Source organism: Gluconobacter sp. DsW_058, from assembly GCF_002153615.1.
Lineage (GTDB): Bacteria > Pseudomonadota > Alphaproteobacteria > Acetobacterales > Acetobacteraceae > Gluconobacter > Gluconobacter cerinus.
On the sequence record NZ_JOPH01000005.1, the window covers coordinates 193,366 to 207,061 of the forward strand.

12 protein-coding genes are annotated in these 13,696 nt (G+C 57.3%); 5 read left to right on the forward strand and 7 right to left on the reverse strand.

The window, feature by feature from the left end; translation table 11 throughout:
- Window positions 1–152: 152 nt before the first annotated feature.
- Window positions 153–2,264 carry a S9 family peptidase gene (locus HK24_RS04265; RefSeq protein ID WP_233126101.1) on the forward strand — a complete coding sequence of 704 codons (2,112 nt, stop codon included), beginning with the start codon at window positions 153–155 and terminating at the stop codon, window positions 2,262–2,264.
- 40 nt (window positions 2,265–2,304) lie between these two features.
- On the opposite strand, the gene HK24_RS04270 is transcribed toward HK24_RS04265, so the two are convergent.
- On the reverse strand, window positions 2,305–3,618 hold the full coding sequence (locus HK24_RS04270; protein ID WP_086633589.1) for a lipopolysaccharide biosynthesis protein: 1,314 nt from the start codon (window positions 3,616–3,618) through the stop codon (window positions 2,305–2,307).
- Between the two features lie 228 nt (window positions 3,619–3,846).
- Here HK24_RS04270 and HK24_RS04275 point away from each other — a divergent pair, with 228 nt between their 5' ends.
- Window positions 3,847–4,962 carry a hypothetical protein gene (locus HK24_RS04275; RefSeq protein ID WP_086633452.1) on the forward strand — a complete coding sequence of 372 codons (1,116 nt, stop codon included), beginning with the start codon at window positions 3,847–3,849 and terminating at the stop codon, window positions 4,960–4,962.
- Window positions 4,963–5,006: 44 nt separating this feature from the next.
- Here the strand turns inward: HK24_RS04275 and HK24_RS04280 are convergent, their stop codons facing one another.
- The 5 genes from HK24_RS04280 to HK24_RS04300 all read right to left on the reverse strand — a co-directional run bounded on the left by HK24_RS04280 (window position 5,007) and on the right by HK24_RS04300 (window position 10,149).
- The gene (locus HK24_RS04280) at window positions 5,007–6,194 is read right to left on the reverse strand and encodes a lipase family protein (RefSeq protein WP_086633453.1); all 1,188 of its coding nucleotides are present in this window, start codon (window positions 6,192–6,194) and stop codon (window positions 5,007–5,009) included.
- A gap of 129 nt (window positions 6,195–6,323) precedes the next feature.
- Window positions 6,324–7,274 (reverse strand): HlyD family secretion protein, encoded by a 951-nt coding sequence (locus tag HK24_RS04285; protein ID WP_064274642.1) that lies wholly within the window; start codon window positions 7,272–7,274, stop codon window positions 6,324–6,326.
- A gap of 16 nt (window positions 7,275–7,290) precedes the next feature.
- Window positions 7,291–7,491, reverse strand: a complete 201-nt coding sequence (locus HK24_RS04290; protein ID WP_046900697.1) for a DUF1656 domain-containing protein — start codon at window positions 7,489–7,491, stop codon at window positions 7,291–7,293.
- Window positions 7,485–9,494 (reverse strand): FUSC family protein, encoded by a 2,010-nt coding sequence (locus tag HK24_RS04295; protein WP_086633454.1) that lies wholly within the window; start codon window positions 9,492–9,494, stop codon window positions 7,485–7,487. The genes HK24_RS04290 and HK24_RS04295 overlap by 7 nt, the downstream gene beginning before the upstream one ends.
- A 166-nt stretch (window positions 9,495–9,660) precedes the next feature.
- The gene (locus tag HK24_RS04300) at window positions 9,661–10,149 is read right to left on the reverse strand and encodes a hypothetical protein (protein WP_233126102.1); all 489 of its coding nucleotides are present in this window, start codon (window positions 10,147–10,149) and stop codon (window positions 9,661–9,663) included.
- 142 nt (window positions 10,150–10,291) lie between these two features.
- Between HK24_RS04300 and ykgO the strand changes: the two genes are divergently transcribed.
- From ykgO to HK24_RS04315, 3 genes are all read left to right on the forward strand, one after another.
- A complete protein-coding gene (gene ykgO / locus HK24_RS04305; protein WP_007281615.1) occupies window positions 10,292–10,417 on the forward strand; it encodes a type B 50S ribosomal protein L36 in 126 nt (41 codons plus the stop codon).
- 41 nt (window positions 10,418–10,458) lie between these two features.
- Complete coding sequence (locus HK24_RS04310; RefSeq protein ID WP_233126103.1) at window positions 10,459–11,085, forward strand: M48 family metallopeptidase; 627 nt, start codon at window positions 10,459–10,461, stop codon at window positions 11,083–11,085.
- A gap of 64 nt (window positions 11,086–11,149) precedes the next feature.
- A complete protein-coding gene (locus HK24_RS04315; protein WP_046900693.1) occupies window positions 11,150–11,380 on the forward strand; it encodes a hypothetical protein in 231 nt (76 codons plus the stop codon).
- 66 nt (window positions 11,381–11,446) lie between these two features.
- Here the strand turns inward: HK24_RS04315 and HK24_RS04320 are convergent, their stop codons facing one another.
- Window positions 11,447–13,687, reverse strand: coding sequence for a primosomal protein N' (locus HK24_RS04320; protein WP_086633457.1), 2,241 nt, complete (start codon window positions 13,685–13,687; stop codon window positions 11,447–11,449).
- Between the last annotated feature and the right edge of the window lie 9 nt (window positions 13,688–13,696).

Sequence of the window (13,696 nt, forward strand, 5' to 3'; positions counted from 1 at the left end):
ATCTCACGGCCGTTTTCTAGAAACACTTGAGAGCCGACTTGGTTTCTTTTCGAATCATCTTTCCTGATTTTATAACGCCATGAGGACCGGCATTCAGGCGGTCCATTAACGCTGGATTGAGTCCCCGGCATTTCTGCGCCAAGGTTTCGGATATGTCAGACGCGATGCAATCCCTCCCCGTTCCGCCGGCTCCAAAGCAGGAGCCCCTGTCAACAACGCAGCTTGGCCGGACCAGAACTGACTCCTACGCCTGGATGAAGGACGAGAACTGGCAGCAGGTTCTGCGGGATCCATCTGTCCTTCGCCAGGACATCACCGATCACCTCAAAGCAGAAAATGCTTACGCCGAAGCGGTGCTCTCTGGCATGGAGCCGCTTCGCAAAGAGCTTCTGCAGGAAATGATCGGTCGCATTCCCCCTGCCGAAGAGTCCATTCCCGTGCCTGATGGGCCTTGGGCCTATTACAGTCGCTTCGAAGATGGGGCTCAGCATCCTCTCCGGGCACGGCGTCCGCGCGACGGCGGAGAAGAGCAGATCCTTCTGGATGTGGACGCCCGCGCCAAGCAGTTTGACTATTATGCGCTCGGCGGGACGGCCCATTCCGCGGATCATCGCTACTTCGTCTATTCCGAAGACGTGCAGGGCTCTGAAGTTTATCGCATTCAGGTCAAGGACCTGGAAACCGGAGAACTCTGCTCCGAGGCGGTTGAAAGCACGACTGGAAGCTTTGCTCTTTCCCCTGACAGTGCATGGCTGTTCTGGATCTTCCGGGACGACAATGGCCGCCCCTCGCGGATTTACCGCCGTCCTCTGACCGGCGGGACGGACGTACTCGTCTTCGATGAAACCGATGCAGGCTTTTTCCTTAGCATCGGCACCAGCGCCTCTCGCAAGTGGATCGTCATCGAACGCGGGGATCACGATACGAATGAGACGCTTCTGATTCCTGCTGCCGAGCCGACAGCAATGCCTGTTGTTGCGGCCCCCCTGGTCCGGGGAGAGCGCTATTCCTTCACGCACTGGAATGATCGTTTCATCATTCTCACCAACGCGGGCGGCGCTGTCGATTTCCAGTTCATGCAAACGCCAGATACGGCCACAGATCGGGAAAACTGGCGCCCGTTCGTCCCGTATCTGGAGGGGCACTACCTTCTGGCGGCTACGGCGTCGCGTGATTATCTGGCATGGGCAGAGCGGAAAGACGGAAACGTTTATATCCGCGTCGTAAAGACAGGCGTAACAGGAGATGTTCGTGCGCAGGCCGCCACGATCGGAATGGACGAACCCGCATATGATCTGACCCTTCAGGGCATTCTGGAATATGACGGCTCTGTTCTGCGCTACGTCTATCAATCCCCGACGACACCAGCGCACTGGTATGACTACAATCTGGCAACAGGCGAGCGAACCCTGAAGAAGGTTCGCGATGTCCCGTCTGGCCATGATCCGGCGCAGTATGAGACGCGGCGTCTGTTCGCGACGGCGGCGGATGGCGAGCAGGTTCCCGTCACCGTTCTGATGCGAAAAGGCCAGCCGCTGGATGGCTCTGCCCCCCTTCTGCTCTACGGATATGGCTCCTACGGCATTGCGATGGACGCAGGGTTCTCCACAACAGTCTTCAGCCTCGTTGACCGCGGATGGGTTTATGCCATCGCGCATATTCGTGGTGGGTCCGAGAAAGGCTGGAACTGGTTCCTTCAAGGACGTGGCAAAACCAAACCCAACACCTTCACGGACTTCATTGCTTCCGCAGAGTATCTGGCCAAAGAGGGCTATGGCTCAGCAGGGCGCATTGTTGCTCATGGGGGCTCAGCGGGGGGCCTACTGATGGGCGCTGTCGCCAACATGGCGCCGGACCTCTTCGCCGGGATCGCCGCGCAGGTACCGTTCGTAGACATGCTCAACACCATGTCTGACGTTTCCCTGCCGCTGACGCCGCCAGAATGGCCTGAATGGGGAAACCCACTCGAACACGAAGAGGCCTACGATCTCATTGCCAGCTATTCCCCGTATGACAACATTCAGGCGCGCCCCTATCCGCCCATTCTTGCCATGGGGGGCCTTTCAGATCCGCGAGTGACCTATTGGGAACCTGCAAAATGGATTGCCAAGCTGCGTGAAGTGGCCTCAGGCGGCCCATTCCTGTGCCGCATCAACATGGATGCTGGCCATGGTGGGTCATCCGGGCGCTTCAAACGACTGGAAGAAGTTGCGCTGGTGCAGGCTTTCGCCATCTGGGCGATGGATCGCGCGCCACTGCGTTAAAGGGATGACAGTCTGGCCCACACCTACGGGGGGCCAGACATCACTCGGGTTTCGGCTTCCCGATCCGTCCGCCAAATATCCAGACCCCGGCAAACCGTGACAGTAAGATAGCCGCGTTACAGGCAGCCGTCGTCAGGCAGGCACCGGCGAGACCAAAATGCATGGTCAGGACATAGAGCGCAGGAAAATAGATCGCCATGATGGCCGTGCGGCTGGTCATCAGGAACTTCACATGCCCCACGACGATCAGCAGGGGCTCCAACGGGATGACCAGCAGGCTGAAAACGGCGGCCATCAGCATGATGGAAATGTAAAGCGATGTGTGATGCACATGAACATGCAGCATCAGACGGAAAATCTTTGAGCCCAAAAACGCAGACAGCACAAGAAGCAGCAGGGACAGTGCAGTCAGCACGCCAAACATTTTCCATGTAACGCGCTTGAGGCCTTTCCAGTCCTGCTTATCCCGCATCTTGACCAGTTCGGGGTACAGCACCGGCGAAATGAGCTGGGCAGGCGTAACAATCCCGTCCGCAATCTGGCGACAAACGCGGAAAACGGCAGCCTCCGCCGGGCCAAGGCCGTTACCGACCAAAAGCGTTGCAACATGCCCGGAAATGTTACCAAGTGTCTGGTTCACGCTGGCCGCACGGGTAAACTGCCACATGCCAGGGATCTGCCAGCGCCAGCTGCGATAGGCTTGGAAATAGCGGAACCGGAACTTCTTTCGCAGGATATCCATCGCGTAATAGAAGTAGAAACCGTAATCAATGATGATCGCGAGCGCCCACATCGCCAGGAAATATCCAAGCTTCAGATGCAGGGCATATCCCACCAGAACTCCCACCGTCTTTACGATCGCGGCACAAGTATCAATGATCGGGACAAGGTGAAATTTCCCTGCCGTTCGTAGAATACCGTTGGCCCAGCCTGAATACATCAGTGGGCTCACGATCACGTACAGATCTGCCAGAAACCGGACATGGCTGGACCAGTGTGCCGTCACACCATAAATCTGCACCGCGACAAGCCCGAAAATAATGGACCCGGCCGCAGACATCGTATCCAGCCGGATACAGAAATGAACGACCTTCCGCAGCAGGTCCGTTTCGTTCTTGCTGAATGCGTCACTGCCAAAGCGGATCAGCGTCTGCCAAGACTGCATCCGTGACAGAACGGACCCGGTCGAAGCCAGAGAATGGATGAGGATCAGCAATCCGAAGTCAGAGAGGCCCAAAGCGCGCACAGTGAACGCAATATAGACAAAGCTGCACAGGGCATTGACCACACGGCCAAGGGTGAGAACACTGACATTTCGGAAAATGGATCTGAAAACAGAGCGCTCGGCGGACATGCGGGCTTTCTGACCACAAAGCCCCGGGAGTGTCCATGCCGGAACATGCATCCCTGCGTTTTGCCGCGTTCTTGACAGCGAAGACCCGAGGGCTATGAACAGGGCCCTATTCCGAGCCTCCGAAGTGTTTCAGAGGCTATTCATAACCGGGATGGCGCCCTTCCAGCAGACGGCGTTCCGGACAAGAGCAGCCGGCAGTCTGCTCCGGGCAGGACGCAAAAGACGCTCATGAAAATCGCCTTTATTTATATTGCCGAGCCTTATCAGTGCTATCACACCGCATCCGTTGCCAGTGCACTTGCGGCAATACCGGGATGTGACGTCACGGAATACTACAGCTTTCCAGAGACCATTGATCATCTGGCCCGCATCAGACGCGCCCTGAATGTTCCGCCGCTTCCGCTGCTGCCGTTTCCCAGATCCTGGAAAGCAAACATCCTGAAACGCGCACGGCGGCTGGATCAGGAGCGACTGGTCATTCTTCGAGAGAACGTTGAAGAGTTAAACCAGTACGATGTGGTTGTCGCAACGGAATATACGGCAGGCGTCCTGAAAGACATGGGGCTGAACGGCCCGAAACTTATCCTGCTGATGCACGGAGCCGGAGACCGTTACGTTAATGACGAGCATCTTGTTCGAGAGTTTGATCTGACGCTTGTGCCCGGTCCGAAAGTCGAGACTTACTTCCGGGACAAAGGGCTTCTCCAGAACGGGGCGTCACGCATCGTGGGTTATCCCAAATTCGATGTATTCGAAGCCGTCCGCCGGGAAAATGCCGTTTCTTTCAGCAACGAACGTCCCTTCGCGCTCTATAATCCGCACTATCAGCGTGTTCTGACATCTGCACCCACGTGTATGGACACCATCATCAAAGGCTTTAAGGCACAGAACGATTACAATCTGGTCGTGGCCCCTCACATCAAGATGTTCCACAAAGGCTTTGGCATCCGGGAGCGTCTGCTTCAACGCCAGCAAAGCCCCGAGGTGCTCGTGGACACTGGCTCAAATGCCATGCTGGACATGACCTACACGTCTCAGGCAGCCCTTTATATTGGGGATGTCAGCAGCCAGGTTTATGAGTTTCTGGCCATCCCGCGCCCCTGTGTTTTCCTGAATCCTCATAAGCTCCTATGGCGTGACGATCCGTATTTTTTACACTGGACACTCGGAGACGTGGTCGATGACCCCGCCGACATCATGCCTGCGGTTGCAAGGGCGGAGGAACGGCATGCGTTCTATAGGCCAGTGCAGGAAAAACTGTTCCGGGAAACATTTGGGGAGCCCTTGCTCGGGGCATCGCAGCGAGCGGCTGACGCGATCATCAGTTTTATGAACAACGTCTGAAAATTCCTGAGGAAGAGTGCTCTCCCTCAGGGTGATCTAATTGATTATTGAGGAATCGGCGTGCACTGCGGTGTGACTGGCTCACCGGCCATCACAGCTTTTGTGAAGGCGGCTGAGTCCGGCAGGGACGCATTGACTGTCTGGGAGTGGTCCAGCCCTTTATACAAATGCGCCTGTACTGTTGATCCAGCTGCACAGGCGGCTTTGACCAGGCCTTCTTGAAGCTGCGGCGGAACATCCTGATCCGCGGTGCCCGTTCCAACAAAAAGTGGCTGAGCCAGTTTCAGGGTCGGGTACGTCATTGTTTTGAATGCGGGCGTCATGGCCTTCACAAACTTAGGCTGAAGCGCATTCGCAAGCGTCAGACCGTCTTTCTCCGCCATGTCTGAGAGGCCCGTCAGGCAGGAGTCAGCCGCTGCCTTGAACGCCGGCATAGCCTTGGACGTAAAGGCGTCTTCGGGACGGAAGGTCGGATGCAGACCAGCATAGGACGAACCAATCAGCAGCGTGTAAGCCACCAACGGGCTATATCCTGATGACTTGCCAGCTTCCTGCAACAGGCCAGACAGTATTTCCGGCGTCATGTACGGGATTCCTGTCGCCACAGTCCCGCGCACATTGATATCCGGAGCGTAAGTCGGTGCAAACGCTGCAGAAGCAAAGGCTGCACCGCCGCCCTGGGACTGCCCGACGATCATCACCTTGTTCTGGAGGCCCGGCACAGACTTCAACGCTGCCCGCACAGAGTCCAGCACGCTATAAGCTTCGGCCCGTGTATTCAGATAAGGGTGCACGCCCGGTGTTCCCAGCCCCTGGTAATCCGTTGCGACGATGGCAAAACCGCGCTTCATCCATTCGGACAGGTAATGAGTATTGCGCTCGCTGTAGGGGTTCAGAGACGGTGCGCAGCTGTCATCATTTCCAACCGTACCATGCGCCCAGGCAACAATCGGCCACCCGCCTGCAGGCGCTTCACCAGCAGGAACAATGACTTCGGCAGTCACGGGGACGAGCCCCTTCCCCGTAACACCATCTGTGGAAAGATAGGTGATGCGCAGGGAACGAGCAGCATTCGGAAGGCTCAGGGTCTCTGCCAGCGGAGCAGAGTTCAGCAGAACACCCGGCTTCTGTGCGCTGTTCTGAGGTGCGGCATTCGCCTGCGCTGAGATGGCAGCAATACAAACGCCACCCATAACCAGACTGATCGTCTTACGGGAAAAAGATACGCGCACAATTCTTCCTTACCTGAAATGCTCTGTGGGCCTGACGCAGTAAGGTACGGGTTCTGACGGAAAAAGTTGTGTGAAAATCTTGTGCCAACCAAAATCGGGGCCTTTTCGCCCCGGATACTGGAATTTTGGTTATTTGTGACCAAAGAGATGACGAACATCATCACCGAAATGCTGAAATGCATCCTGCGTTGAACGATGACGACGATTTCCCGTCTCTGAAACGACCGTCACAGTTGCGGTCATGCCGGCAGCCAATGTGAGATCGGACGGGACCTTGTCGATTTTCACGCGCACAGGAATACGCTGTGCCAGACGCACCCATGTATAAACCGGATCAACTGTCGGCAGACCCTGCTCATTCACCAGTGCATTGTTACTGGCAATACCGCGCGTAATACTCTCGATATGTCCGAAAAGCGGGTCGTGGTAGCCCATCAGATCCATACGAACGAGATCGCCCTCGTCCAGATCATGGACCTTGGTCTCTTCGAAATAGCCGTCGATCCAGTATGAGTTGGTATCAATGACGTGCATGTTCACGACACCAGCCGTTGCAAAGTCACCCGGTCGCATGATCAGGTTTGTGACAATACCGTCGATGGAACTGCGGACTTTTGTACGGTCCAGATTGATTTCTGCCTGACGCAGGTCTGCCTGAGCAGAAGCGTATTGCGCCGCTGCCTGCTGCGACAGTGCAACGTACTGCTTCTTTTCTTCCTGTGAGACCGCCACACCGGGAATGGCCTTACGCCACTGGGCCTGAACTTCCTTGAACTCCATGTCTGCCTTGCGTTCGGCCACCTTGGCTTTGGCCGCATCCACCGCAACCTGGAAATCGAATGGATCAATTTCGTACAGGACGTCTCCATGGTGAACAGGCTGATTATCCAGCACATTCACATGCAGGATCTGCCCTGAAACACGTGGCGCGATATTGGCGACCTGAACACGCACCTGGCCGTTCCGGGTCCAGGGAGAGGCCGTGTAGTAATCCCAAAGGATAACCACCACGACGGCAGCCACCACAAGAATGGAGATCGTAATGGTCAGGCGGATCAGACGATGAGCACTGGATAGCACTTGAAACGGCCTTGTATCAGAGGATCAGGGTATAGAGCCCAAGCAGGCAGATAAGGATGCCGAACTGGGCAAGCGGCGGATCCCAGACGAAACGCCACAGATCGAGCCAGCCCATGAGCCAGCGGAGAATGGCCAGCGTCAGAAGTGACAACGCCAGATTGACGACGAACGCGGACACAAGCAAACCGCCAAGGTCTACGACCTGTCTCATCACCATCGTTTGCGTCCTATTCGATAATGATGAACGGCTGTCCGATTTCGCAGAAGCATGACGCGCACGGACTCCAGCCCACCAACACAGTTGAGGATCAGAATTTCCTCACTGGGAGCGCCCAGACGCAGTCGGTCAAGAAAGGCCTGCGTCATATCTGCCAGTTCACTCTCCAGCAGCGCCAGACTATCCTGTGCGAGCGCTTTACGCGCAGGCCTCACAAGGTGCCTGAGAGACGGCATCCGTGCCGCCTGATCGAGGTACAGACGCACACGGGCAATCGTGCTGGACAGATCCTCCAGCGCGACAAGGCGCTCAAAAACATGCTCTGAGGCCGTACCGCGCTTCGGGAGACGCTTTGTCCACAACAGAAGCTGGCTCAGACGATCGTATTTCCGGCTGAGCAACGCGGGGCCCATAGCCTCGCCATGACCGCTCAGCTGCGATTCCAGATCCGAAGAGATGGTCACGGCAATGCGGAACCGATGTCGGCGCGCCGTTGGGGGCCAAAGCAGAACCAGAAGGATGAATGAAAGAACCGCTGACAGGAAATAGAATGTGTTGCGTTCGAGGAACGCGCCTGGATCGTAACTGTGGTGGTTCCCCAAGCCTACGAAGACGAGAAAGAACGCACCATAGTGAAAGCCCACAGCGGTTGTTTTCGGATTCATCAGAAGCAGGCAGGCAATAACGGTCTGGGGAAGCAGAACAAAAGCCAGCCCCTGAAGCGTATAGACGTGGGGTAAGACCCAGAAAGACAGAAACCCGGCCGCAAGAATTCCCAAAGGCGTCCCGATCATCGCGCCCTTACCGAACACGGCTGTGTCCAGTGACGAAGATGCAAGGACAAGAACGAGTGCGCTCTGGGAAAGGGCGGTGGCAGAAGCTGGCTGGCCCGTTCCCACACAGAATGCTGCTATAAAACTGAAACCAAGCAGCACACGCATGCTGTTGATGAACGCTGTAATGTAGTCTGGATTATTTGAAAGCGTCGCCATTTTCAGCGCCTCCCCTGCCGGGGTTGCCTTCATGAGTGTACTGATACCTGTGCGGATATGCAGCCGGTTACTTAGAAGCGTCGCAGCACGTTCCAGAAACCAGGCATCCCGAGGTGTCGGGAAATACTCCGGATCTTCCCGTCGGATGTTGGACAGGATGGTGCCCATCGTTTCCTGACGGTTCGTGCCATCCTCAACACGCTCGTGCCACTGGCGTACGTAGCGGACCAGAATATCCGTTACCCCACCTTCACTCAGCAACGTAGAAATCGCACGGCTACAGGTGAGAACCGTCAACATACCGACGATGCTGAGTTTGGCTCCTGCCATCCGCAGGCGGCTACGATCCAACTCCGTCCGGGCGTAAGAAATCTGCGTCATCAGAGACAGGATTTCGGAGGCCAGCGCCGTTGTCCCCTGCGCGGAGGGGGACGGCTCTCCCATGATGGCGGAGTGGCTCAGGCCACGGATTCTCTGCCCCAGATTCTGGAGCCCCTTGGCGAGATTGCGCCAGGCCTGTGGTGAGCCAGACAGCAGATTGACAACCGCAATGGATGCAACGCCGATAGCGACAGTTGAGGCACGTGCCACACTGACATGATAGATGTTCTGGGGCGCATCAATACTGGCAACAGCAACAAGTGCCACCATGTAGCCAGCCAAAAGGGCACCATAAGCCCGGAAGTCGCGCTCCAGCGTCCCCACAAAGGCACAACCAGCCATCCAGAGAGCGACGCCTCCCAGAAAGAGGCCACGATCCTGGCTGAACATGGAAATCAGAAGGATAGAAACGCCGACACCCAGCAGGGTCCCGAGAAAGCGATAAAATGCCTTGGAAAGGGCCTGCCCTCTCAGGGGCTGGGCAAGGATCATGACAGTCACGCCAGCGCCGGCCGGTGTATCGACCTGCGCCCAGAACGCCGTGGCCAAAGCCAGAACGAGCGCAATCCAGGTTCGGAGGCTGAACTGGATCCATCCCGGGCGAAAGACCGACTGTAACGTGGCGGTCAAGACAGATTATCCCTGCCAGGCAAACGGGTCATTCCGGCGCAGCTTACAGTTCCAGTCATCAACTCAGACTGAAAACCCTACTCCTCACTTTAGAAGAAGGTTAGCCCTGTATTGCCCCTGACATGATTTGACGGATTTTATCGCCTGAACGTGATGTACCGAATCCTCAGTCGTCTTCATGGGGCAAAGCATGGCACGCTGCGTCGAGCTTCGGATTACTTTCCGCCGACTCCCTGCACAGCGTCCGTGCATCCGCACCACAGATTGTTGTCACGTCTTCCATGGTGGACGAGGTCACGTCCCGCGCCACCTCAACGTCCTGATTGTTTTCATGGCCCTCTTCCTTGCTGAGCTGGTCCTGCGCAGCATGCATTTCCTTGAGGGCATTGATGCAGGCATCCGTGGCAGAATCGGGGTGAGTCTGCAGAACCTTGAGGACCTGATTGACCCCGATGCCCAAAGCATTGATCGACGGGTCGTCATCATTGGTTTTGGCCCCTCCATCCTCGGCGTGAGCCAGGGATGGAAAGGCGAGCGGGACGGCCAAAAGGAGGGAGGCCACAAAGCGACGCTTGATCATGACGGCATGATTAGGGGAAAATAATCTCCGGACAAGCCTCATGGCATGATAGTCACACACCGTTGCAGAACGCATTCTGGCAGCTTTTCCGCGCTGCGGGACGCTGTTGACCTTGACTCCTTAAGGGACGGTCGTTAAGCGAGGCCATCCTTTTGCGGGCGTTTCGGCCCGCTATCCGGTCCATTGTGGGCCATACAGTCGAGAGCCTGGAAACATCATGAAGATCCGCAACAGCCTGAAGTCCGCAAAGGTCCGCGACAAGGACTGCCGCGTTGTCCGCCGTCGTGGACGCGTTTACATCATCAACAAGAAGAACCCGCGTATGAAGGCACGTCAGGGCTAATAGCTTTGATCCGCCGGATATCAAACAGACGGCGCTGGCTGATGGCTGGCGCCGTTCTGCTTTGTGCACCGGCCATTTCCTCTGCCACACCGCCGACCCCTGCCCCGTCCCAAACGTCCGGACCGGCCAGCGCTCCTCCCCCTGCAAAAAACGATTCCAGCAAGACACATCCACACCACAAGACCGTTCAGGAACGTCTTGTTGAGGCGGAAAAGGCTCTCGCTCTCGCTGGAAATGAAAAAATTGCGCGTCAGCTTGCTGACCAGGCTGAAAGCCTGCGCAGCCGCAGCCTGACAGGCGCTGTACGGATGCTACTATCCGATTCGCAGGATGCACTGGGCAAACACGATTTCCAGAACGCGGAAGACGACCTGACCTCCGCCATCACCATCCAGCCTGACCAATCCATTCTCCGCCGTTATCGTGCTGCCGTGCGCCTTGCCGCGGGCGACAACAATGGTGCAATTTCCGATCTCGGGGTGGTTATTCAGGCAGACTCCGGTGACGCGACGGCATGGGGAATGCTGGCGGATGCAGAGCGGGAAAGGCACGAGCCAGACGCTGCCCTTCGTGCTTACAAACAGATGATGCAGCTTGATCCGCATGCTCCTGATGCAGACAAGCAACTCAAAATCCTTCAGACAGAGAAAGACGGACAGGAAGACTGACGAACACAACCTCTTGTATTTGTCAGCGTTCATTCCCTGATTCACTCTATTCAGGAGGACCTTCATGAAAACCAAAACAGTTCCCGCCGATCAGGCTCCCGCAAAACAGGGTTGCTGCAGCAAAGTCAAAGCCTGCTGCAAGCATGCTGGTCGCGCCCGCGAAATCAGCCTGGCAGTCATGACCGGCATGGCCACGATCGGCCCCAAGCGTTTCCGCCCCTATTTCCAGCAGGCACTCGCCGTTATTTCCGTCGTGGCAGCAACCATCCAGTTCTTCCGCAACCGGAAGGCCTGAGTTTGGTTTGGCCAGACACCTTTTCAGGTTGCTGGCCAGATCACCTTTCCCCGTTCCTCGCAGCCCTTAGAGGAACGAAATTGGATCAATATCAATATCGATCCGGGCACTGCCAGTCGGCTTGATATCTTTCAGCCAGTCTCGCAGAATCGGCTGTACGGCGATGCCACGCATTGTTCGCAGCAACAGTCGCCGACGGTGTCGCCCTCTCAGCACAGCCAAGGGCGCGGGGGCTGGGCCAAGAACCTGCACCCCTTCCCGCTCCGGCGCCGCAAACGCAATTTCCTTTGCCAGCGCATCTGCCGCGTCTGCTGTCGCAGCACTGATGATCAGCGCAGCCAGACGGCCGTATGGTGGCCAGAAAGAAGGGCGTCTCTGCTCAGCTTCCTGCTCCATGAAGGTCTGGAAATCATTGGAGACAAGCGCCGTCATGACAGGGTGCTCACCCACATAGCTCTGAAGCAGGACACGGCCAGGACGCTCCGCACGCCCTGCACGACCCGCGACCTGATGTAGAAGCTGAACCGTGCGTTCCGCTGCCCTTAGATCGCCGCCGCCCAACCCCAGATCCGCATCCACGACACCGACCAGCGTCAGCTTCGGGAAATGCCAGCCTTTGGCAACGATCTGCGTGCCGATGATGAGATTGACCTCGCCATCCGTGATCTTTCGTACGGCTTCAGCCGTAGCCGCCGGGGAGCCCAGCGTATCGGATGACATGACCAGGATCTTTGCTTCAGGAAAACGTAGCTTTGCCTCTTCCGTAATGCGCTCGATCCCCGGCCCAATGGGTACGAGCGAGTGTTCGGCGTGGCATTGCGGGCAGTCTGACGGAATACTCTCGGTGTGACCACAATGATGGCATGTCAGGATGCCACGCGCGCGGTGCTCTACCAGCCAGGTTGAGCAGTTGGGGCACTGCATTCGGTGCCCGCAGGCGCGACAGAGTGTCAGCGGTGCGTAACCACGACGGTTGAGGAACAGCATCGCCTGCTCCTCGTTCTTCAGGGTCTCATCAATGGCATTGCAGAGCACCGGGGACAAAAAGAGCCCACGCTCTGGCGGATCAGCCCGCATATCGACCAGAGAGACGTCCGGCATCGTCGCTCCGCCATGCCGGGCCGTCAGAAGCTCATGGTGATAGCGGCCGCTTTCCACATTCGCCAGCGTCTCCAGTGATGGCGTGGCAGACACGAGAATGGCTGGAGCATTCGCCAGACGGGCACGAACCACAGCCATGTCCCGCCCATGATACATGACGCCTTCTTCCTGCTTGAAGGCGCTCTCATGCTCCTCGTCCACCACGACGAGTCCAAGATCTTCAAACGGCAGGAAGAGCGCTGATCGTGCGCCCACAACGACACGCGCCGTCCCGTCCGCTACAGCGCGCCATGTTTCGCGTCGGCGCTTGGTTCCGAGGTCGGAGTGCCATACGGCTGGGTCTGCACCGAAACGACGGATGAACCGATCCGTCCACTGAGCTGACAAAGCAATTTCCGGCAACAGGACCAGAACCTGTTTCCCTTGCGCCAGACAGGCTGCGACAGCCTCGAAATAGACTTCGGTCTTTCCCGATCCTGTCACACCTTCCAGCAGAGTGACGTCAAAACGCTGCTCTTTCACCGGGCGGCACAGCTGCTCGGCAACGTCTGCCTGCTCTTCAGACAGCTGCGGTGCGCCGTGGGTTGGGTCCGGCGTTGCGAAAGGAGCCACGACAGAGATGACGGCTTCCCGAAGGAGCCCCGCAGTCGCGAGCCCTCGGATCACAGCGGAACTGGCACCGCTGGCCGCCGCGAGATCAGACGTCGTCATCGGCGCATCGGACGCCGCATTGAGGACGGAACGACGGGCCGGAGTGATGCGCAGGCCTTCTTCCGGTTGTTCCGTTCTGACCCAACCCAACGCAGGCTTTGGTGCGTCCTTCAGGTGAATGCGGGTTGCCATCGCCAGTACAAGCCCAGGCGGCGTCAGGGTATATGCCGCAACCCAATCAATAAAACGCCGCAGACTGCCCGGCAGGGGGCGTACGTCCAGTTTTTCGACAACTGGACGCAGGCGGGACAGCGGAACCTCGCGCCCCGGAGCTGTCGCGAAGTCAGCAGGGACTGTGCTGGTCGTATCCCAGACACATCCGATCGTCTCGCGCTTTCCCAGAGGAATTGACACCAGATCGCCCGGCTGAAGCGCCATGGGTGCCAGATAGTCTAACGGACCCGGAAAAGGCAGCGGAACGAGCACCGAGACACGCGTTCCGGTGGAGGGTGGCTTTCGCCAGAGGTCAGGCTTGGGTAGGCTGCTGGATGCCATGCCTGTGTC

Coding starts and splice junctions, on each gene's coding strand:
- HK24_RS04300 (WP_233126102.1), bottom strand. CDS start 10,149: ATGCGTTCTGCAACGGTGTGTGACTATCATGCCATGAGGCTTGTCCGG.
- HK24_RS04270 (WP_086633589.1), bottom strand. CDS start 3,618: ATGTCCGCCGAGCGCTCTGTTTTCAGATCCATTTTCCGAAATGTCAGT.
- HK24_RS04310 (WP_233126103.1), top strand. CDS start 10,459: ATGGCTGGCGCCGTTCTGCTTTGTGCACCGGCCATTTCCTCTGCCACA.
- ykgO (WP_007281615.1), top strand. CDS start 10,292: ATGAAGATCCGCAACAGCCTGAAGTCCGCAAAGGTCCGCGACAAGGAC.
- HK24_RS04275 (WP_086633452.1), top strand. CDS start 3,847: ATGAAAATCGCCTTTATTTATATTGCCGAGCCTTATCAGTGCTATCAC.
- HK24_RS04265 (WP_233126101.1), top strand. CDS start 153: ATGTCAGACGCGATGCAATCCCTCCCCGTTCCGCCGGCTCCAAAGCAG.
- HK24_RS04290 (WP_046900697.1), bottom strand. CDS start 7,491: ATGGTGATGAGACAGGTCGTAGACCTTGGCGGTTTGCTTGTGTCCGCG.
- HK24_RS04315 (WP_046900693.1), top strand. CDS start 11,150: ATGAAAACCAAAACAGTTCCCGCCGATCAGGCTCCCGCAAAACAGGGT.
- HK24_RS04320 (WP_086633457.1), bottom strand. CDS start 13,687: ATGGCATCCAGCAGCCTACCCAAGCCTGACCTCTGGCGAAAGCCACCC.